The organism is Mesorhizobium sp. M0626 (assembly GCF_040320665.1).
Taxonomy (GTDB): domain Bacteria; phylum Pseudomonadota; class Alphaproteobacteria; order Rhizobiales; family Rhizobiaceae; genus Mesorhizobium.
This window is the reverse complement of sequence record NZ_JAMYQD010000004.1, coordinates 92011-111287: the sequence shown is the minus strand read 5'-3', so window position 1 is coordinate 111287 and position 19277 is coordinate 92011. Positions and strand designations below refer to the sequence as shown.

The 19277-nt window shown below is 63.5% G+C and carries 21 protein-coding genes and 1 pseudogene; 18 read left to right on the top strand and 4 right to left on the bottom strand.

Annotated elements, in window-relative coordinates; all coding sequences use genetic code 11:
- Window positions 1-6: 6 nt before the first annotated feature.
- From NKI37_RS06110 to NKI37_RS06080, 7 genes are all read left to right on the top strand, one after another.
- Window positions 7-456 carry a DNA polymerase III subunit chi gene (locus tag NKI37_RS06110; protein ID WP_023733866.1) on the top strand — a complete coding sequence of 150 codons (450 nt, stop codon included), beginning with the start codon at window positions 7-9 and terminating at the stop codon, window positions 454-456.
- 142 nt (window positions 457-598) lie between these two features.
- On the top strand, window positions 599-1540 hold the full coding sequence (locus tag NKI37_RS06105; protein ID WP_245261395.1) for a 3-oxoacyl-[acyl-carrier-protein] synthase III C-terminal domain-containing protein: 942 nt from the start codon (window positions 599-601) through the stop codon (window positions 1538-1540).
- Window positions 1537-2541 carry an NAD-dependent epimerase/dehydratase family protein gene (locus NKI37_RS06100; RefSeq protein WP_352597511.1) on the top strand — a complete coding sequence of 335 codons (1005 nt, stop codon included), beginning with the start codon at window positions 1537-1539 and terminating at the stop codon, window positions 2539-2541. The genes NKI37_RS06105 and NKI37_RS06100 overlap by 4 nt, the downstream gene beginning before the upstream one ends.
- On the top strand, window positions 2538-3362 hold the full coding sequence (locus tag NKI37_RS06095) for an MBL fold metallo-hydrolase (protein ID WP_023819171.1): 825 nt from the start codon (window positions 2538-2540) through the stop codon (window positions 3360-3362). The genes NKI37_RS06100 and NKI37_RS06095 overlap by 4 nt, the downstream gene beginning before the upstream one ends.
- Entirely contained in the window at window positions 3359-4615 is a 1257-nt protein-coding gene (locus NKI37_RS06090; protein WP_023711926.1) for a F390 synthetase-related protein, read from the top strand. The genes NKI37_RS06095 and NKI37_RS06090 overlap by 4 nt, the downstream gene beginning before the upstream one ends.
- On the top strand, window positions 4612-5745 hold the full coding sequence (locus NKI37_RS06085; RefSeq protein ID WP_352790395.1) for a GNAT family N-acetyltransferase: 1134 nt from the start codon (window positions 4612-4614) through the stop codon (window positions 5743-5745). Before NKI37_RS06090 ends, NKI37_RS06085 begins: the two co-directional genes overlap by 4 nt.
- Window positions 5742-6746: a Rieske 2Fe-2S domain-containing protein gene (locus tag NKI37_RS06080; RefSeq protein ID WP_023672745.1), complete on the top strand. Its 1005-nt coding sequence runs from the start codon at window positions 5742-5744 to the stop codon at window positions 6744-6746. Before NKI37_RS06085 ends, NKI37_RS06080 begins: the two co-directional genes overlap by 4 nt.
- 46 nt (window positions 6747-6792) lie before the next feature.
- On the opposite strand, the gene NKI37_RS31930 is transcribed toward NKI37_RS06080, so the two are convergent.
- The gene (locus NKI37_RS31930; RefSeq protein ID WP_502896391.1) at window positions 6793-7104 is read right to left on the bottom strand and encodes a hypothetical protein; all 312 of its coding nucleotides are present in this window, start codon (window positions 7102-7104) and stop codon (window positions 6793-6795) included.
- Here NKI37_RS31930 and NKI37_RS06070 point away from each other — a divergent pair.
- Window positions 7088-7381: an addiction module antidote protein gene (locus NKI37_RS06070; protein WP_023672747.1), complete on the top strand. Its 294-nt coding sequence runs from the start codon at window positions 7088-7090 to the stop codon at window positions 7379-7381. The two genes, NKI37_RS31930 and NKI37_RS06070, sit on opposite strands and share 17 nt — an antisense overlap.
- 58 nt (window positions 7382-7439) lie before the next feature.
- Here NKI37_RS06070 and NKI37_RS06065 read toward each other — a convergent pair whose 3' ends face one another.
- Complete coding sequence (locus NKI37_RS06065; RefSeq protein ID WP_352790391.1) at window positions 7440-8597, bottom strand: ATP-grasp domain-containing protein; 1158 nt, start codon at window positions 8595-8597, stop codon at window positions 7440-7442.
- 182 nt (window positions 8598-8779) lie between these two features.
- Here NKI37_RS06065 and NKI37_RS06060 point away from each other — a divergent pair, with 182 nt between their 5' ends.
- The 5 genes and pseudogenes from NKI37_RS06060 to NKI37_RS06040 all read left to right on the top strand — a co-directional run bounded on the left by NKI37_RS06060 (window position 8780) and on the right by NKI37_RS06040 (window position 12054).
- Window positions 8780-9394 carry a hypothetical protein gene (locus NKI37_RS06060; protein ID WP_352790390.1) on the top strand — a complete coding sequence of 205 codons (615 nt, stop codon included), beginning with the start codon at window positions 8780-8782 and terminating at the stop codon, window positions 9392-9394.
- 7 nt (window positions 9395-9401) lie between these two features.
- Window positions 9402-10250: a 23S rRNA (adenine(2030)-N(6))-methyltransferase RlmJ gene (locus NKI37_RS06055; RefSeq protein WP_023831132.1), complete on the top strand. Its 849-nt coding sequence runs from the start codon at window positions 9402-9404 to the stop codon at window positions 10248-10250.
- Between the two features lie 306 nt (window positions 10251-10556).
- A pseudogene (locus NKI37_RS06050) lies at window positions 10557-10667 on the top strand (MarR family transcriptional regulator); the annotation flags it as partial.
- Window positions 10668-10982: 315 nt separating this feature from the next.
- Complete coding sequence (locus tag NKI37_RS06045; RefSeq protein WP_352790387.1) at window positions 10983-11405, top strand: VOC family protein; 423 nt, start codon at window positions 10983-10985, stop codon at window positions 11403-11405.
- Between the two features lie 202 nt (window positions 11406-11607).
- Window positions 11608-12054: a hypothetical protein gene (locus tag NKI37_RS06040; RefSeq protein WP_023673457.1), complete on the top strand. Its 447-nt coding sequence runs from the start codon at window positions 11608-11610 to the stop codon at window positions 12052-12054.
- Window positions 12055-12150: 96 nt separating this feature from the next.
- Here the strand turns inward: NKI37_RS06040 and NKI37_RS06035 are convergent, their stop codons facing one another.
- On the bottom strand, window positions 12151-12774 hold the full coding sequence (locus tag NKI37_RS06035) for a TetR family transcriptional regulator (protein ID WP_031198064.1): 624 nt from the start codon (window positions 12772-12774) through the stop codon (window positions 12151-12153).
- Between the two features lie 62 nt (window positions 12775-12836).
- Here NKI37_RS06035 and NKI37_RS06030 point away from each other — a divergent pair, with 62 nt between their 5' ends.
- From NKI37_RS06030 to NKI37_RS06020, 3 genes are all read left to right on the top strand, one after another.
- Window positions 12837-13364 carry a DinB family protein gene (locus NKI37_RS06030; protein WP_023727333.1) on the top strand — a complete coding sequence of 176 codons (528 nt, stop codon included), beginning with the start codon at window positions 12837-12839 and terminating at the stop codon, window positions 13362-13364.
- Window positions 13365-13945: 581 nt separating this feature from the next.
- A complete protein-coding gene (locus NKI37_RS06025; protein WP_023673454.1) occupies window positions 13946-14335 on the top strand; it encodes a hypothetical protein in 390 nt (129 codons plus the stop codon).
- 340 nt (window positions 14336-14675) lie between these two features.
- Window positions 14676-15272 carry a glutathione S-transferase family protein gene (locus NKI37_RS06020; RefSeq protein ID WP_023689091.1) on the top strand — a complete coding sequence of 199 codons (597 nt, stop codon included), beginning with the start codon at window positions 14676-14678 and terminating at the stop codon, window positions 15270-15272.
- Window positions 15273-15335: 63 nt separating this feature from the next.
- Here the strand turns inward: NKI37_RS06020 and NKI37_RS06015 are convergent, their stop codons facing one another.
- Window positions 15336-15986 (bottom strand): outer membrane protein, encoded by a 651-nt coding sequence (locus NKI37_RS06015; RefSeq protein WP_023673452.1) that lies wholly within the window; start codon window positions 15984-15986, stop codon window positions 15336-15338.
- 411 nt (window positions 15987-16397) lie between these two features.
- Here NKI37_RS06015 and NKI37_RS06010 point away from each other — a divergent pair, with 411 nt between their 5' ends.
- Window positions 16398-17162: an SDR family oxidoreductase gene (locus NKI37_RS06010; RefSeq protein ID WP_023701905.1), complete on the top strand. Its 765-nt coding sequence runs from the start codon at window positions 16398-16400 to the stop codon at window positions 17160-17162.
- Entirely contained in the window at window positions 17159-19234 is a 2076-nt protein-coding gene (gene uvrC / locus NKI37_RS06005) for an excinuclease ABC subunit UvrC (protein WP_352790385.1), read from the top strand. Before NKI37_RS06010 ends, uvrC begins: the two co-directional genes overlap by 4 nt.
- Window positions 19235-19277: the final 43 nt, after the last annotated feature.

Genomic DNA, 19277 nt, shown 5'->3' with positions numbered 1-19277 from the left:
CAGGGAATGGCCGATGTCCTGTTCTACCACCTGACCGAATCGACGCTGGAGGATGCGCTTCCCGGCCTGCTCGAGCGCAGCGTCGATCGCGGCTGGCGCGCCGTGGTGCAGACCGGGACCGAGGAGCGGCGCGATGCGCTCGACCTGCATCTGTGGACATTCAGGGACGATTCGTTCCTCGCGCACGCGACCGACCGTGAAGCCCATCCGGCCGAACAGCCAATCCTGCTCACCACAAGCGACGCCAACCCCAACCAGGCGCAGATACGCTTCCTCGTCGATGGCGCCGCACCCGCCGATCTCGCCGGCTACGAACGCGCCGTGTTCCTGTTCGACGGCCATGACGCGGCCCAGGTAGAAGGTGCGCGGATGCATTGGAAGGTGCTGAAGGAGGCTGGCCACGCGGTCACCTACTGGCAGCAGACGCCGGACCGGCGCTGGGAGCGCAAGGCGTAAGCGCTTTGCCGGCGCGTCTTGAAAACGACGCTGTTATCGCCGAACCATCCGATCTAAGGATTGCGAAAAGCGCAACTCAAGCGGCGGGCTGAGAATGCGGATCAGGATCATCGGAACGGGGCGGGCCGTGCCGGCTCGATGCGTGACGTCGCGCGCCCTCGATGCGCGGCTGGGGTTTGGCGATGGACATTTCGAGGCCGCGACCGGCATCATCGAACGCTATGTCTGCGAGGCCGAATCGCAGGTCGACCTTGCTTGTGCCGCAGCCCGTCTGGCGCTTGCCGATGCCGAACTTGAGGCAGGCAGTGTCGATCTGGTCATCGGCGGTTGCGGCGTGCCTTACCAGCCGTTGCCGTCGACGGCGCCGCTGGTCATGCAGCGCCTCGGCCTTGCCGATGGGTCGGCGGCCGCTTTCGACGTCAACAGCACCTGCCTCGGCTTCCTCACAGCCTTCGAGACCGCGTCGCGCCTGATCGAGGCCGGGCAATGCCGGACGGCGCTGGTGTTCTCGTCTGAAATCGCCTCGCGCGCGCTGCCGTGGCAGGGCCAGCCGGAAATTGCGGCCCTCTTCGGCGATGGCGCGGCGGCCGCCGTGCTGCAACAGGCAGCCCCTGCCGAGGGTCGAGTCGCGGCCAACCTGATGCGCACCTACCCTTCCGCCTATGAGGCCTGCAGCATCGGCTCCGGTGGCACCCGGTTCGACTTTCATCGTGAGCCTGAGGAATTCGCCCGCCACAGCCTGTTCCACATGGAGGGTAAGGAACTGTTTCGCGTCACGTCACGCCATTTCAACGGCTTTGTAGCGGAGTTGCTCGATCGCGCCGGCTGGCGGCACGACGATGTCGACCTCGTCGTGCCGCATCAGGCGAGCCCTTTGGCGCTCGCCCACATGGCGCGCCAGACCGGCTTCGCCAGGGAAAAGCTGGTCGACATCGCGGCGCGCTACGGCAATCAGATCGCCGCTTCCATCCCCTTTGCGCTCGACGTCGCGCGCCGCGAACAACGCATTGTGCCCGGCGCCAAAGTGCTGTTCCTCGGCACCTCGGCCGGCGTGTCGTTCGGCGGCATGGCGCTGGAAGCATGACCGTGGGACGCGTCCTCGTCACCGGCGCCAGCGGCTTCCTCGGCGCGCATGTCATGGCGCGGCTGGCTGCACTGGGCACACCGGCGCTGGGTCTTGGCAGGGACGCCAAACGCTGCGCGGCGCTCGAAGCCGCTGGTCATCGGGTCGTTCGGCTCGATTTGTCTCAACCATTCGATGCAGCTGCCGCGCGCGCTCTCGACGGCGTCGATGCGATCATCCACTGCGCGGCACTTTCCGCGCCCTTCGGCAGGTTGGCGGATTTCCAGACGGCAAATGTCACAGCTACCCGCAACCTCAGCGATTTCGCGCGCGGGCAAGGCGTGCGCCGCTTCGTCCATATCTCCAGCCCGACGGTCTGTTTCGCCTATCGCGACCAGCTCGGAGTTTCCGAGAATGCGGCCTTGCCCCCTCCGGTCAATCACTATGCCCGCACCAAGCGGCAGGCCGAGGAGATCGTGCTGGCGGCGCCTGAGATCAGCCCGGTGGTGCTGCGGCCGCGCGGCCTCTACGGTCCCGGCGATCGCACGCTGCTGCCGCGTCTGCTGCAGGTGGCACGGCAGCGCCCGCTGCCGCTGTTTCGCGACGGCAAGGCGCGCATCGATCTCACTTATATAGAGGATGTCGTCGATGCGGTGCTTGCCGCGCTGTCCGCCGGGAGCGCTGCCGAGGGACAGATATTCAACATCTCCGGCGGCGAAGTGGTGCCGGTCCGCCGCATTGCCGAGGCGGCCTGCGCCCGCGCCGGCGTGCAGCCGCGCTGGCGCAGAATGCCGCTCTGGCCCGCCATGCTGGCGGCCGGGATAGCGGAGACGGTAGCGAATATATTGCCCGGCCGCCCGGAACCGCCGGTGACGCGCTACGGTCTTGGCCTGTTCGCCTATGCGCAGAGCCTCGATCTTTCCAAGGCAGGCCGCATCCTCGGCTGGGCGCCGAAAGTGTCGTTCGAGGAAGGGCTCGATCGCACATTCGGCAAGGCGACGGAAAGCAGGGAGGCTGCGTGAAGATCGTCTTCGCCAACAGCGCCTCTGTCAGCGCAGCCGAGCGCCTGATCCTGCGCGGCGGCAGCTGGGCGAAGGTCAGGCTACGTGTCCGCTACGGCCTGATCATGCATCCGCAGGCCGGCCCCGTACTGATCGATACCGGCTACACGCCGCATGTGACACAAGGCAGCGAGCGCAGCACGGCGCTGCGTCTTTACAGTGCGATCCTCCGGCCCCAGCTCAACGAAGCCGAGCAGCCGCTCGCGGTACTGGCGCGCTTCGGCCTGTCTTTGCAGGATGTGCGCACCGTCATTGTCACGCATTTCCATGCCGACCACATGTCGGGCCTGTCGCTGTTTCCCAACGCTCGGCTTATCGCCAATGACACCGCCTGGGCGCGGGCGAAGGCCAAGACTTCCCGGCAGAATCTGCGCCATGGCGTCTTCAAGGAACTGTTCCCGGCCGATTTCGAGAGCCGGCTCGACGGGCTGTCGTCGAAGCGGCGGATCGAACCTCGCGGCGGCGTGCCAGGCGGCGCCGATCTGTTCGGCGACGGCAGCGTCATCGCAGTCGGTCTGCCCGGCCATGCCGATGGCCAGTTCGGCCTTTCGTTCCCAAATCTCGAGCGGCCGCTGCTCTACGCCGTCGACGCGCAATGGTTGTTCGCGGCCCTTGTCGAAAACCGAACTCCCGGTCTGCCGGCAACCCTGCTGGCCGAGGATGCCGCCGCGATCGAGCCGACCAGCGTAATGTTGCGCCGGTTTCTGGCGACCGGCGGCGAGGTTGTTCTTTGTCATGATCCGGCGGTGACGGCCTACGATCTGGCCGGAGAGAGCGCATGAACGGGCCGACGGAAGCGGCCCGTTCGTTTGTGTTGACGCAATGGCTCTCGCGCAAGAGCCGTGAGAATTTCGAACGCTGGCAAGGTCATGCCTTGCGCCGCTTTCTCGACCGCGACCTGCCGCGCGCGCCGTTCTACGGCAAGACGCCGCGTCATCTCGGCGATCTGCCGGTGACCGACAAGGCGACGCTGATGGGCAATTTCGAGCGCTTCAACATCCGCGGCGTCTCGGCCGCCGAGGCCTGGAAGGCGCAGGCAGGCGATGGCCGCATTGGTGAACTGACAGTCGGCGCCAGCACCGGCACGTCGGGCAATCGTGGCCTGTTCATCATTTCCGAAGCGGAAAAATACCGCTGGCTGGGCACCATCCTGGCCAAAGCAGTGCCCGATCTGCTCTGGCGCCGGCAGCGGGTTGCGGTGATCCTGCCGCAAAACACCGGGCTCTACGATAGCGCGCGCAAATCGCGGCGTATCGACCTGCGCTTCTTCGATCTGACGCGCGGTCCGGAGAGCTGGCGCGGCGCTCTCGAAGGTTTCGCGCCGACGGTGATCATCGCGCCGCCGAAGATGCTGCGGCACTTCGCGGTCGAGGGCTTTAGGCTCAAGCCGCAGCGTGTCTTCAGCGCCGCCGAAACGCTCGACCCGGTTGACCGGCCGGTCATCCAGGCATTCTTTGGTCGTCAGCTCGACCAGATCTACATGGCGACCGAAGGGCTGTTCGCCGTCACCTGCCGCCAGGGCGGGCTGCATCTGGCCGAGGATTCGGTGTTCTTCGAGTTCGAACCGGCCGGCGACGGCCTGGCCATGCCGCTGATCACCGCCTTTCGCCGCCGGACCCAGATCATGGCGCGCTACCGGATGAACGATCTGCTGCGGCTGTCCGAAAAGCCATGCCGCTGCGGCTCGCCGCTGCGCACGCTGGACGAGATCGTCGGCCGCATGGACGACGCTTTCCGGCTCGCCTCGCCGCACGGGCAGCTCCTCGTCACGCCCGACATACTACGCAATGCGGTGCTCAAGGCCGACCGGCGCATCGACGATTTCCGCCTGGTCCAGACCGCTGCCGACGTCATCGAACTTAGCCTTGCGCCCGAGCTCGCCGACGAAGCCGCCACTGCCGCGCATGCAGCCGTGCGAACGCTACTGGCCGCGCGCCAGGCGACGGTGAGAGTCAGCCTCCTGCGCAAGAGCCTGCCGTTGGAGACCGGCCGCAAACTGCGTCGGGTCGAATGCCACCTGGGAGCGGCATCATGAACCGGCTCGCTATGTTGCCACTCGATCAGACGAACCGGGTAGAAAACAGCCCGCGTGAGGTCGAAGCCTTCGTTCAGCTTTTCAACGAGGTGCCGGTGCGCGACCTCGTGCGCAATCTGACAGTGGCTGTCGAAACCTTCGAGATCGCCGGCCGCTCCTTTCCGCTGACGCTGAACGACAGAAGCGAAGCGCCGAACTGCTATATCTGCTGCCCGTCCAGCGCCTATATCGACTATGCCATCGACGAGACCCGCAATTTCGTCTCCTCGCCCTTGCTGCAAAAAATGATGCGGATGCTGATCGGCCTGTGCGCGCCGCTGGTCAGGATGAGCGGCCTTGACCATCAGGTTCAGGTCAACAACTGGCTCTATTCGACCAATCCGGTGCCGCTGCTCGATCGCAACGCGGTCGCGGCGATGCGCGACGATCTCACCGCGCGTTTTCCAGATCGCGCTGTTTTCATCCGCTCCCTGAACGAGATCGCCGATCCCTCGACAATCGCAGCGCTGAAGGCGGAGGGTTTTCGAATGCTGGCGGCGCGGCAGATCTACATCTTCGCAGGCGACGGTTCGGCGATGACCAACGACATGAAGCGCGACCGCAAGCGGCTGCCCACGACGCCTTTCGAGCAGGTCGGCAATGGCGACTTCACCGAGGCCGACTATGCGCGCGCCGAAGCGCTCTACCGGATGCTCTATCTCGACAAATACACGCCGCTCAACCCGCACTACACGGCCCGCTATATCGGCGAGACGCACCGTCGCGGCATCCTGCAACTGGCAGGCCTGCGTCGTCCCGGCGGTGAACTGGTCGCCGTCGCCGCTTTGTCTCAGAACGGCAGGACACTGACGCAGCCCATCGTCGGCTACGACACCGGCCTCCCGGTGAGCGAAGGCCTTTACCGCATGATGATGGCGCTGGCGCAGGATCATGCGATGGCGCACAGCCTGTTCTTCAACATGAGCGCCGGTGCCGCCGCCTTCAAACGCTTGCGCGGCGCCGTGGCGACGGTGGAATACAACGCCGTCTATGCTGCCCATCTGCCGCGCCGCCAACGCATGGCGGTGCGGATCATGGAATTTGTGCTCGCGAAGATCGGCATTCCCCTGCTCAGGAGATTTGAACTTTGAGCGACACCCGGCAGCAGAAAGACAAAGACTATTGGCAGGCGGTGATGCGGTCTGCCGACATCAAAGCCAAGCCGAAGCGCATCCTGTTCGACGGCGCGCCACTGGTGCTGTTCCGCTCGGCGAAAGGCATTGCCGCCCTCTTCGACCGCTGCGCTCACCGCCTGGTCGAACTCTCGACCGGCAAGGTCGTCGGTGGCGAGATCGAATGTCCCTATCATGGCTGGCGCTACAATGGGGAAGGGCGCTGCACCGCCATTCCCGGCCATGTCGGCGACGTCCCGCATTACCGTATCCGCCGCTACAGCGCGATCGAGCGCGACGGCGTCGTCTTCGTCTCGGCAGGCACGCCTGAGGGCGAGCCCTATCTCCATTGCATGCAAGGCAAGGATGTCGTCGTGAAGCGGGTGCGAAGCTCGGCGCGATCGACGGTGCTCGACGCCGCCGAGAACATTCTCGACGCCACTCACACCCACTTCACCCACAAGGGTGTCCTGCGCGGCCTGACCGCAAAGCGCCATCTCGTGCGCGTCGAGGTGACCGGCGGCAAGGGCTGGGTCGAAAGCTGCTACACCGGCGAGGACCGCCAACAGGGGCTGGTCAGCCGGCTGCTGGAAGGCGAGCGCGCCAAGACCATCGGCCGCTACCGCCATCCCGGCATCGTCGAACTCGAATATTGGGGCAAGGGCGGCTTGGCGCTGGCGACCACTTTCCATTTGCGTCAGGCGGACGAACGGACCGTCGAAGGCGTCGGCTGGCTGATCGGCCCGCGACAGGGCCTGTTCGGCGAACTCAAGGCGCTTGCTTTCCGGCCGCTCTTTGCCTTTGCCCTGCAGCAGGATCGCCGTGTGCTGAAATCGGCCAGCGACAACGCCCGTATATCGCCGCAGGTTCAGCCGGCGATCGGCCCGCTGGATTTCCTGCGCCGCGACATAGCGGCGATCATCGACGGCAAGATGCCACCGGCGGCGGCAGAGCCGCGGGTGCACCAAATCGAGCTGTAATCTAAAGTTCACGGCACTTGATTCCAGTTCTGCTGTAAATTATAGTTCACGGATGATCGAAGTTCGATCCACTGACGAATTCCGAAAATGGCTCAGAGGGCTCACGGACATTCGCGCCGTAAAGAAGATCACCCAACGGATTGTTCGCGTTCAGGCTGGGCTGGCGGGAGACGCCAAGTTCTTCGATGGCATAGGATAATTGCGCGTAGATTACGGTCCGAGATACCGCGTGTACTTCGTCCGGCGCGGCAACACGGTCATTATCCTGCTCTGCGGCGGTGACAAAGGCTCGCAGGACAGGGACATCGGAAAAGCCAGGAAAATGGCAAAGGAAGTTTGATATGACCCTCAGAACCACACCATTCGACGCCGCCGAATATCTTGATGATGCTGAGTCTCAAGCCGAACTGCTCGCTGATGCGTTCGAGACCGGGGACGCGACTTATATTGCGCACGCCCTCGGCATTGTCGCGCGCGCCCGCGGCATGACAAGCATAGCGAAGGACGCCGGCGTGACCCGAGAGGCACTCTACAAGGCGCTGAGCGAAAAGGGCGATCCGCGCCTCAGTACATTGCTGGGCGTAACCAAGGCGCTTGGCCTGCAATTGTCCGCAAAGCCAGTTAATCCCGTTTAGGCAACCTTAGCAGGACTTACGCACTCAGCTGAAAACGGGAAGTTCCGCTTCAACTCGACTAGTCCTGCTCCGGCCCATTCCACTCGATATCGCGCGTCGACGCAGCCTGAAGGCTGATGCGCTGGCGCAGTGCTGTGCCGGCGATCTCGGCCAGCGTGCGCCACTGCGCCCGCTTCGGCGCGGGGTCGCCCGGCCAGTCGAGCAGCTCATCGGCATCGTGCATCGCCTGGCGAAAGCTGCCGAGACCACCGGAGCGCAGTGCCGCCGGCATCCCGTAGATCCACATCGCAAGCCTCACCGTCTGCGGCGCCGTCACGTCGGGCTTCACCTCGGCGCCATCCTCCAGGACCGCGTCGGCGAAGCGCCGCGGATCGCGAAAGAAGTGCAGGCCGCTCACGGCGCGCGGATTGCACTCCAGTGGCAGCACCGTGCCGTTATTCTCGCGCATCAGGTCGAAGGAGATCTGGCCGGTCCAGCCGGCGCCGGCGACGAAGGTTTCGACGAAGCGCCGGGCAGCCGCATCCCCGACTGGCTCGAAACAGATGCCGGCGCCCATGCCGGCGCGATAGAGCGAACTGTAGAGCGCCAGCGCTTTGAGTTCACCCTCGACCGCCACCGCATAGGCGCTGATCTCTTCACCGGCGATGTAGCGCTGCGCCACCCAAGGAGCGGCGGGCGAGGGGCGGACGGCGTCGAGTTCGTCCGGCGATGGCCGCAGCAGTACGTCACGGGCAAAACGTGACCACACAGGTTTGAACACCAATTCGCGCGATTGGCCACGAACGCCGTCGAGATCGGCCTCGCTTTGCAGCAGTATCGTTTCCGGCACGTCGAGCCCAAGGCTCTGCGCCAGCCGGATGAAGGCATGCTTGTCGTGAACGCGGGCGAGCATCGCCATCTCGGGTGCGAAGAGGCGGGCCGGCATGGCGCGGTGCTGCCAGAGACGACCGAGATAAAAGACTTCCTCGCAGGTCGGGATAACGAGTTCGATGCCTTCCGCGCGGACAAGCGCTTCCACCGCCTTGGCATAGGCGTCGGCGGCAAAGCGCGGCGGCGGCAGGCGATGGTAGGCGGCGCAGGCCGTGCTCGCTGCGGCGATCGGCCGGGCCGGGCTGTCGGCCAGGATCACCCGGCGACCGGCGCCATGCAGCAGCCGCGCCAGGTGCAGCGCCACCGGCGCGCGGGCGCCGGTGATCAGCACGGTGCTATTGGGCATGAGCCACCGGCATCGGTTGGAAAAGACGAGTCAATGCTTCTGCGGAAGGCTTCATTCGCCATAAGTGCCACATGGCTTGCGTGCCGCCAACGGACTCCACAAAGGTGGCTCCGCTGCGTCAGCCATCGCTTTTTGGCCTTCAGGGCGTTATTGGCAATCTGTCGAACACCCGGATCTCCTCAATGCGCTTTCTGTTTGTCCTGATACTGCTTGCCGGCGCCGCCATTGGCTTCGTCTATCCCTGGGCCATGAGCAATTTCTCCGGCCACGAGATCGGCGCCTGGCGCGTCTACGACCAGGGACGGTTTAGGCCTGTGACGGTGACGCTGAAAGCTGGCGACGCGCCGGTCAGAGTGCTGGTCGACCTGACGGCGAAGGCCGAGCGCATTGTCTCGCAGCAGCGCACCGTGCTGACGCTGACTGCCGCCACAGCCGGGCGCACGGTGCTTGCCTCGACGCTGCAATTCAACCACGCCGACAATCCGCGCCAGGTCAGCCCGCAACTGCCCGACAAGATCTTTCGCGACGAGGCCGGCGTGATCGAAACCGTCAGTCCCGGCGCCTATCTCTTCACCGTCGGCCCGGGCGACGCCGACGATATCCCGATACGCGCAGTGGATCTGATACTGCGCTCCGGCGCCGGTGAGATCGATCAACGCGCACGGCCGGTTGGCTATGGGCTGATGGCCGTCGGCCTGATCGGCTTCCTGCTTACTCTGGCTTTCGGCGGTCGCCGGCCGGAGAACCCGAACTCGAAGCCGCCACCGCCGCGTTGGGGCAGAGGCTCCTCGACATGAGCGCGGCATGAACTACCGTCACGCCTATCACGCCGGCAATTTCGCCGACGTCGTCAAGCATGTCGTGCTCAGCCTTCTGCTCGACTATCTGAAGCAGAAGGACAAGGCGTTCCGTGTCGTCGACACTCATGCCGGCATTGGCCGCTACGATCTTTCGTCGGCGGAAGCGCAAAAGACCGGCGAATGGCAAGGCGGCATCGGCCGCCTCATCCACGCCCCGATCGAAAAATCGGCGGCTGCGCTGCTTGCCCCCTATCTTGAAGCGGTGCGTTCGCTCAATCCCGATGGCGGGGTGAAGAAATATCCGGGCTCGCCATTGATCGCCAGGCACCTCATGCGAAAGCAGGACCGGTTGTCGGCGATCGAACTGCACGGCGCAGATGCCGCCAGGCTGAAGACGCTGTTTGCCGGCGATTTCCAGACAAGGGTGATCGAACTCGACGGCTGGCTGGCGCTTGGCGCGCATCTGCCGCCGAAGGAAAAGCGCGGCCTGGTTTTGATCGATCCGCCGTTCGAGGAAGTCGGCGAATTCGACCGCCTGGTCGATGGCATGCAGAAAGCGCACAGGCGCTGGCCGGGTGGCATCTACGCGCTGTGGTATCCAATCAAGGACCGCAAAGCGATCATCGCCTTCCGCAAGGCGCTCAAGCAATCCGGCGTTCCAAAACTGCTCGACATCGAGTTCGAGATCCGGCCGGCATCGCGTGAACCAAGCCTCGACGGCAGCGGCATGGTGGTGGTCAACCCGCCCTTCACGCTGGAGCGCGAACTGCGCATCGTGCTGCCGGTCCTGCACAGATTGCTGGCGGTCGAAAAGCCGGCGCACTGGTCGCTGGAATGGCTGGCCGGGGAGTAGCGACGCTTCGCAGCGGGCGACGCCCGCGGCAAAGACACAAAGTCGCTAGAAGTTTTGACGGTGGCGCCATCCGCGAATGCTCAGTTGTGTTGAACGAACCGAAACCATGGAGATGCACATCTAATCGGCTTGGCGTTGACGCTAATCCCAGAATCAGATAGATAGATATCTAATTATTAGATTTCGAATCGAAGCCAAGATCGACAAAAAAGGAACTGGTCAACGCGATAGGCTTCGCGATGTCGCGCTGGCAGGATGCCGTTGAAACGTTCGATGGGACCGTTGCCGAAATCTATGTGCTGAGCGCTGCCGAGCGCCGCTGGCGCGATCAGTCACGGCCCGCGGCCGGCAAACGTCGTAGCGAGGGAGACAAATCTCACGCCGGCGGCGGCTACGACGTTGATTGACCGGCTGGAAAAGCGCGGCTTCGTCAGCCGCCAGCCGGATCCCGGTGACAGGCGCAAGGTTATGGCAGCGGCGGGCAAGAAGACCGAGGAACTCGTCCGGCGCTGCTACCATCCGATCTTCGAGGCAGGTGCCGCATTGCTGGAGAAATACACGGTGGCCGAGATGCAGTTTTGCTCGGCTTCATCGAAGAGGTCGAAGCGATGCAGAAGGTGTAGACCGAGAGGCTGCGCGGCAAAGCAAAACCGGTGCCTTGAGAGAAGGCATCGAAGGATGGTCCGGCGCAACGCCGGTCCGGTTTCAACTGTGTACTGTCAAGGAGACCCTATGCCCCGTATGATCTTCGTCAACCTGCCCGTCGCCGACCTCGCTGCGTCGATGGCCTTCTACAAAGCTCTCGGTTTCGACAACAACCCGCACTTCACCGACGACACCGCAGCCTGCATGGTGCTGAGCGAAACCATCAACGTCATGCTGCTCACCCACGCCAAATGGCGTCAATTCACCAACCGCCCCATCCCGCCCGCCAGCTCGAGCGAGGTCATGCTTGCCGTGTCCTGCGACAGCCGCGCGGCGGTCGATGCGATGAACGAGGCGGCGGCGAAAAATGGCGGCGCCGCCGACATCAACGCCCAGCAGGATTATGGCTTCATGTACAATCGCAGCCTGGCCGACCCTGACGGCCACGTCTGGGAAGCGATGTGGATGGACCCGGCCGCCATACCGCAGGGCGACGCCAAGCAAGGCTGAACCGGGTTTCGGCGGCCCGCCGGCCATGGGCAGGCCGCTTTTCCTAATGGGCAAGGCGAGCTTTTTCGAAGGTCAGGACGTGGTTTCGCAGCTTCGCACCGGCAAAACCGGTTGCGGAGCGGGAAACCATCGTCAGGGCGACCGCTTGACCGCGCGCCGCCGAATCCGCAAAGTGGGCGCAGTCGACCTTTGAGAGGCTGCCATGACTCGCTTTGCCAAATCCGCTCTTGCTGCCCTGATTTCGCTTTGCACGCCGCTGGCCGCACCCCTCGGCCAGCCAGCACAGGCCGCCGATCTTTCCGTCTATTCCGACGAGGACAGCGGCGTTTGCGGCGAGGCCTGGGTGCTAAGCAAGATCTCCAGCCGCTTCTCCTACCAGGTGCATCACGTGCCGCATCTGCCGGATGTTTCGATCACAGATTTCCAGCGCATCCACCAGCATCGCTATCTCCCGGCCAGCGAAGAATGGCCGATCGGCCGCCGCTATTGCGGCGCCACCGTCAGCCTTTCCGATGGCCGCGCCCGCACCATCTGGTACTTGATCGAGGAAGGCCAGGGTTTTGCCTCGATCGGCGACAATGTCGAATTCTGCGTCTCGGGCTTCGACCGCTGGATGGTCTACAACGGCCGCTGCCGCGTCCTGCGCTAAGGTCGGATAAGAACCGCCGTTGAACCTGCCATCTCCCGCAAGGGGGAGATCTGATGTCGCTCCGGTTTCGCCAATCTCCGAACTGCTGCCGCTGCCTCACACCGCCTTCCCACCAGACACGTAAGCGCAGATCAGCTCGACCAACTGCTTCTGCAGCTCCGGCGCGTCGAGCATGTCTCGCCGCGCGGCATTGTGGATGACGCCCTCGACCGCTGAGGACAGCACCCGGGCCACGGTCTCATTGTCCTTTCTGCGCCTGCGATATTGCGCCACCGCCGCCGTGTAGTGATCAAGATAGCGCGACTGGAACGAGGCATGGGCGGCGCGTGAGCCGCGATCGCCCGGCGCCTCGTCGAGCAGCACCTGATGCAGCGTCGGATGGATGCTGTGCGCATCGATCATGCCGCGCACCAGCTCCTGCGCGAATCGCTTGAGCGGCTTGTCGCCTTCTGCTGATTCGGCGATCACCGACAGCACCTGATCGAAATGTCGCCGGCGAATTGCTTCGACCAGCGACAGCTTGTCGGGAAAATATTGATAGAGCGAGCCGATGCTGACGCCGGCCGCATCGGCCACCTTGTTGGTGGTGAAGCCGGCCCAGCCGAGCGCGCTCAGAACATGAGCACCGGCTTCGATGAGCGCCTCGACCGTCGCTCTCGAACGCGCCTGGCGCGGCTGCTTGCGCATGCGTGAGCGCGGCTTTGCAATGCGAGTAGACATGTCTGCTCCAGCAGCCAAGAATATAGATAACATACTCACATTTTTTGCAAAGGATACAGACCATGGACGCGCTGGATTTGCTCCGCAGCCTCTACGTTTATCAAACCTGGGCGAATGGTGAATTGCTGGAGAAGCTTGCGGGCCTCGACCAGCAGGAGCATATCGATCAGCGCCACACGGCGACCCGTCTCATCAACCACAACCTTGTCGTATCGAAGATATTCGCCGCGCATCTTTCCGGTACGCGTCATGGCTATGCGTCCGACAACACCGAGGACACACCGGCACTCGATGAATTGAGCGCTGATGTCGCTGCGATGGATCGTTGGTATCTCGACTATATCGAAGCCGTCTCGCCAAAGCTCATGTCAGAGCCTGTGCCTTTCACCTTCACCGACGGCGACAGGGCGATGATGTCACGCCAGGAAATGCTGACACATGTCGTCACGCATGGCGGCTATCACCGCGGCGAGATCGGGCGGATCCTGATGCAGATCGGCATTGCGCCGCCGTGGGATACGTTTGCCGTCCACCTCCACCACGCCGAGCCTTCGCGCCGGCTGCAGGTGCGCGAACGGGTTGGCGCTTAGGGGCCCGCACCCCTTGGCTTCCAAGGGACCGCGGCTTCCCGGGAGGAGGATTCCCCGATCTTTCGTTTCCCATTTCCGTTGGGCATCTCTTGCGCCGAAGCTGGCGATCTCCCTTCTCGTCTGGGAAACGTCCAACACAACAGGCTGTCCCTTCAAGTACTGTCTTTCCTGGCTTCCATCCAACCACTTTCGATATACGAGTAAAAAGCTCGCGTTTAGTTTAGTGCTGTTCCTGCAACCGTGGGGATGAAGCAAGATCAGCCTCTGCGGTGCGATGATTGTTGCCATCCGATAGGCCGCCGATGACCGCGTGAGATCGACGGCGTTGCAAGACAATGTGAGCTTGACGAGAAGATCGTGTGAGTCGCGATATCAGAGATTTCTCTCGCAATAGTTCGCTGCGAAGCGGGAAGATTCTTTGCCGATTTCTGTGCCGATCATTGCGATCTTGCTCTCAGCGTAACCGAAACTTAATCTGCAAAATTCTATGTAATGCTTCGCTGGCTAGATACGCACGAGTCAGATATGCATTAGCTCGCCGGGTCACTCACGGCCATCGGCACAAACGCAAGGGGCATCGCATGGCAAAGACCACGACGAAGGCGCCGGCGGCGAAAGCGCCGGCAAAGAAAGCGGCACCGAAAGCTGCCGCGAAACCTGCAGCAGTAAAGAAGGCAGCACCGAAGGCAGCGGCAAAGCCGGCTGCCAAGGCAGCGGCAAAGCCGGCAGCTAAGGCAGTAGCAAAACCCGCCGCCAAGGCAGCAGCGAAACCCGCCGCCAAGAAGCCGGCCGCCAAGGCTGTGGCGAAGCCTGCTGCGAAGGCAGCAGCCAAGCCCGCCGCCAAGAAGCCGGCAGCCAAGGCAGCGGCAAAACCCGCCGCCAAGGCTCCGATGAAGGCCGCCGCCGCCAAGTCGACGGCCGCTGTGAAGAAGGCTGCACCGGCCAAAAAGCCAGCCGCCAAGAAGAAGTAACAGCGGTCCATCTCAAAGCTCCCGGGAACTTTGCCGACTGGCAGATTCCCGGGAGCTTTTTTGTTGTGATTTAGGTCTTGTTTTGATGCATGTCGTTCTCTCGAAATTGACGCCACTTCTGTGAGACATGCATGGCGATTTCATTGTCGGCGGATTGGCCGCCTGGTTTTGCCCTTCTGGCAGTTGCTCCCTCAGGGAAGATCGGCCAACACTAAGGCGGTCGCATTCGATGGGGTTCAGGCGACACGCTCTAGACCTTTGTTTTACGCGCGTCGTTCTCAAGACCGGAATCGCATTTTTGAGCGACATGCACTGGCCGTCCGAAAACAGGGAACCGATCATGCCGAAGCTGCTCTACGCGTCCTCATCCCCCTACAGTTCCAAGGTGCGCATGGCAGCACTCCATGCCGGCATTGCCGTCGAGCTCGTGCCGGTCAAGACCGAGGACAAGCCTGCTGAACTGATGTCAGCCAATCCTCTCGGCAAGATTCCGGTGCTGGTGCTCGACGACGGCCGCTCGATCCACGACAGCCGCGCGATCACTCAGCATCTCAACCGCGCTTCGAAGAGCCTGTTGTTGCCGCGCAATGCCGACAAGCGCCTCGAGGCCGAAGTGCTGGAGGCGCTGGCCGACGGCATATGCGACTGCGCGCTGTCGATGGTCTATGAGCGGCGCACGCGTCCGGAGGAGATGGTCTATCAACCCTGGCTCGATCGCCAGTGGACCAAGATCACCGCCGCACTCGATTTCCTCAACGCCAATCCGCCGAAGCTGCCGAAGAAGATCACGCTTGGCCAGCTGGCGTTGCGTGCCTGCCTCGGCTACCTCTCTCTGCGCTTCGCCGGCAAATGGGAAAAGGGCCGCGGCCGCCTGACCCGCTGGGCAGCGCGTTTCGATGAGAAGTTTCCGGGGCTGAAGGTGGCTGTGCCGGCCTGACGGGCGAAACAAAAAAAGCCGGGCGCGAGGCCCGGCTTTCTTGTGTCGTGGCTTGAACGACAGTTAGAACTTCATACCGACGCCGAAGGTGACGCGGTTGTCGCTCTCTTTGACCTTGGTGCCGACACTGTCGAAGCTCTTGGAACCGAAGTCGGTGTAGCGGTACTCGACACGGCCGAACACATTGTCGGTGATCTTGATGTCGGTGCCGACGCCGGCCGTCCAGCCGAGCATGGTGTTGCTGTCGCTGTCGCCGGGGACCGAGACCTTCTGGTTCTTCAGGGCGCCGCCGCCGGTGCCGTAGAGCAGGATTTCCGGGGTCACGGCGTAACCCAGACGGGCGCGCAGCGAGCCTTCGAAGCCGCCCTTGGAATTGACGCCGCCGCTGTCACCCTTGACGCCATTGTAGCCGAGATCGGCTTCAGCACCGTACACGAAGTTTTCCTGCTGCCACTGGTAGCCGCCGAAAACGCCGCCGACAAAGCCCTTGGTCTTGATGTCGGGGCCGCCGTCCTGGACTTTGGCATGACCGCTGAAGCCGTAGCCGGCGCTGAGACCGGCATACGGGCCGGCCCAGGAAGCGACGGGGAGCTCGGCGATCGGGGCCGGCGCCGGGGGCTCTTCCGAGACGACATCGGCAGCAAAAGCGGTACCGCTGAGGGCGAAGAGCCCGAGCGCAACCGCGAGCGGCGCGAATTTGAGATTGGTTTGCATTGTTGTTTACTCCTTAAGCCACAAGACACGTAGGCCTGTTTGTCCTGAGCGCCATCAACCCGTCCGGGGGGTGAAACGGATCTGGCACTCAACGGTTCCGAATGTCGTGTCAAAATGCGGCGGCAGCGAACCTGAAAATGGGTCATTCCCCGGCACGAATGAGGCCGAAGCTTGACGTTGCATCTTCGCAACAGCGAAATGTCAGTACGCGGGCGATGCTGCACTGCACTCGGCTTGGTGCAACGGGTTCAGCGTCCTATATTGCGGTCCTGCCGACCCGAATCCGGGGCGGTGCCGGCGGCGAAAAAGCCGTTTCGCCACATTCCTGCCCCAGGTGGAAACGGCATTTAACCCCTGGACGCGTCACAATGTGCCGCTAGCCGAATTGAGGCGCAGATTGAGGATTGACAGATGATCGAAGCCGCCGGAACGGCGCTGGTGACGGGCGGGGGGAAGCGGATCGGCAAGGCGATCGTCGAGGATCTGGCCGCGCACGGTTTTGCCGTCGCCATCCACGCCAACCGCTCGACCGCCGAGGCCGACGCGCTGGCTGCGAGCATCAGGGACGGAGGCGGCCGCGCCGGCGTGGTAGCCGCCGATCTGACCGACATGGATGCGGTTGGCGATCTCGTCGGCCGCGCCGCGGCAGCGCTCGGGCCGGTCACGCTTCTTGTCAACAATGCGTCGCTGTTCGTCGACGATAGCGTCGAGGACTTCGACTGGGCGGCATGGGACCTTCACTTCGCTATCCATGTGAAGACGCCGGCGCTGTTGGCGCAAAACTTCGCCCGCGCCTTGCCGCAAGGGCAGGAGGGGCTGATCGTCAACATCATCGACCAGCGCGTCTGGCGGCCGACGCCGCGCTATTTCTCCTATGCGCTGTCGAAGTCGGCCCTGTGGACGCAGACCGAAATGCTGGCACAGGCGCTCGGTCCGCGCATCCGCGTCAACGCCATCGGTCCCGGTCCGGCGCTGAAGAATGCCCGCCAGGACGATGATGATTTCCAAAAGCAGGTCGATGGCCTGATTCTGAAGCGCGGCCCGCAATTGGCCGAATTCGGCGCCACCATCCGCTATCTCTGGGAGGCGCGCTCGGTGACCGGCCAGATGATCGCGCTCGACGGCGGCCAGCATCTTGCATGGCAGACGCCGGATGTGACAGGCATGGTGGAATGAGTCCCGCAGACCAGAAACACAAGACGCGCGCCGGCGCCGCCGACGCTATGCCGCCCGAGATCAACCTTGAGGATGAAGCGGTCGAGGAGATCGTCGAGCCCGAGGCCACCGGGCCCGATGTCGCCTTCACAGCGATAGACTGGGCGCCGCATGCCGGCGACGCCGACGGCATGGTCGGCGCCGAGGTCATCCAGACATTGGTCAAGCGGCTGCCCAATGCGCCCGGCGTCTACCGCATGATGAACGCCGCCGGCGACGTGCTTTATGTCGGCAAGGCGCGCAGCCTGAAGAAGCGGGTGACCAACTACGCGCAAGGCCGGTTCCACACCGCCCGCATCGGCCGCATGGTGCGCGAGACATCGACGATGGAGTTCGTCGTCACCCGCACCGAAATCGAAGCGCTGCTGCTCGAGGCCAATCTCATCAAGCGCTTGCGGCCGCGTTTCAATGTGCTGATGCGGGACGACAAGTCGTTCCCTTACATCCTGTTGACTGGCGATCACATCTCGCCCGGCATCTACAAGCATCGCGGTGCGCGCTCGCGCAAGGGCGACTATTTCGGACCTTTTGCGTCGGCCGGCGCGGTCGGGCGCACCATCAATTCGCTGCAGCGCGCCTTCCTGCTCAGGAGCTGCACCAACTCCTTTTACGAAAACCGCACCCGGCCGTGCCTGCTCTACCAGATCAAGCGCTGTGCCGGTCCCTGCACCGGCGAAATTTCGCATAGCGACTATGCCGAGCTGGTCAGCGAGGCGAAGGATTTTCTGTCGGGCCGCAGCCAGAAGGTGAAGACCGAAATCTCTGCCGCCATGCAGCAGGCCTCGCAGGAGCTCGATTTCGAGCGCGCCGCCATTTATCGCGACCGGCTGGCAGCGCTATCGCATGTGCAGAGCCATCAGGGCATCAACCCGGCCACGGTCGATGAGGCCGATGTCTTTGCCATCCATCAGGAGGGCGGCCAGGTCTGTATCCAGGTGTTTTTCTTCCGCACCGGCCAGAACTGGGGCAACCGCGCCTATTTCCCCAAGGCCGACCCGGCACTGGAGGGGGCGGAAGTGCTGGGCTCGTTCCTGGCGCAGTTCTATGACGACAAGCCGACGCCACGGAACATCCTTCTGTCGCGAGGCGTCCAGGATCAGGAACTGTTGGCCGAAGCGCTGTCCACCCGCGCCGGCCGTAAAGTGTCGATCTCGGTGCCGCAGCGCGGCGAGAAGAAGGATTTGACCGACAACGCGCTGCAGAATGCCCGCGAGGCGCTCGGCCGCCGGCTGGCCGAAACCTCCACGCAAGGCCGGCTACTCGCCGGCTTTGCCGAGACCTTCGGCCTGCCGAAGCCGCCGGTGCGCATCGAGGTCTATGACAATTCGCATATTATGGGCACCAACGCCGTTGGCGCCATGGTCGTCGCCGGGCCGGAAGGGTTTGTGAAGAACCAGTACCGCAAATTCAACATCCGCTCGACCGAGATCACGCCCGGTGACGATTTCGGCATGATGCGCGAGGTGATGGAACGGCGCTTTTCGCGGCTGCTGAAGGAACATGGCGATGTCGTTCCCGACGACGCGGCAGCCGGTGGAGCAGGCGACGACATCGAAGAAGACATCTCCGGCAGCTTCCCGGCCTGGCCCGACGTCATCCTGATCGATGGCGGCCAGGGCCAGATGAGCGCGGTGCGCAAGATCCTCGCCGACCTCGGCATCGAGGATCGCGTGGCGGCCATCGGCATCGCCAAGGGCCAGGACCGCGATGCCGGCCGCGAGCGTTTCTTCGTCAGAGGCAGGGACTCGTTTTCGCTGCCCGTCCGCGATCCCGTGCTCTATTTCGTCCAGCGGCTGCGCGACGAGGTCCATCGCTTCGCCATCGGTTCGCACCGCGCGCGGCGCAAGAAGGAATTGGTCAAGAGCCCGCTCGACGAGATCGCCGGCATCGGTCCCGGCCGCAAGCGCGCGCTGCTGCTGGCCTTCGGCACTGCGAAGGCGGTCAGCCGCGCGGCAGTCGAGGATCTGGTCAAGGTCGACGGTATTTCAGAGCAGGTCGCCAAGCTCGTCTACAATCATTTCCATGAGAGCTGAGCGCCGGTGACGCCGCTGTCCCGATCAAATGGCAGCAGCCGTT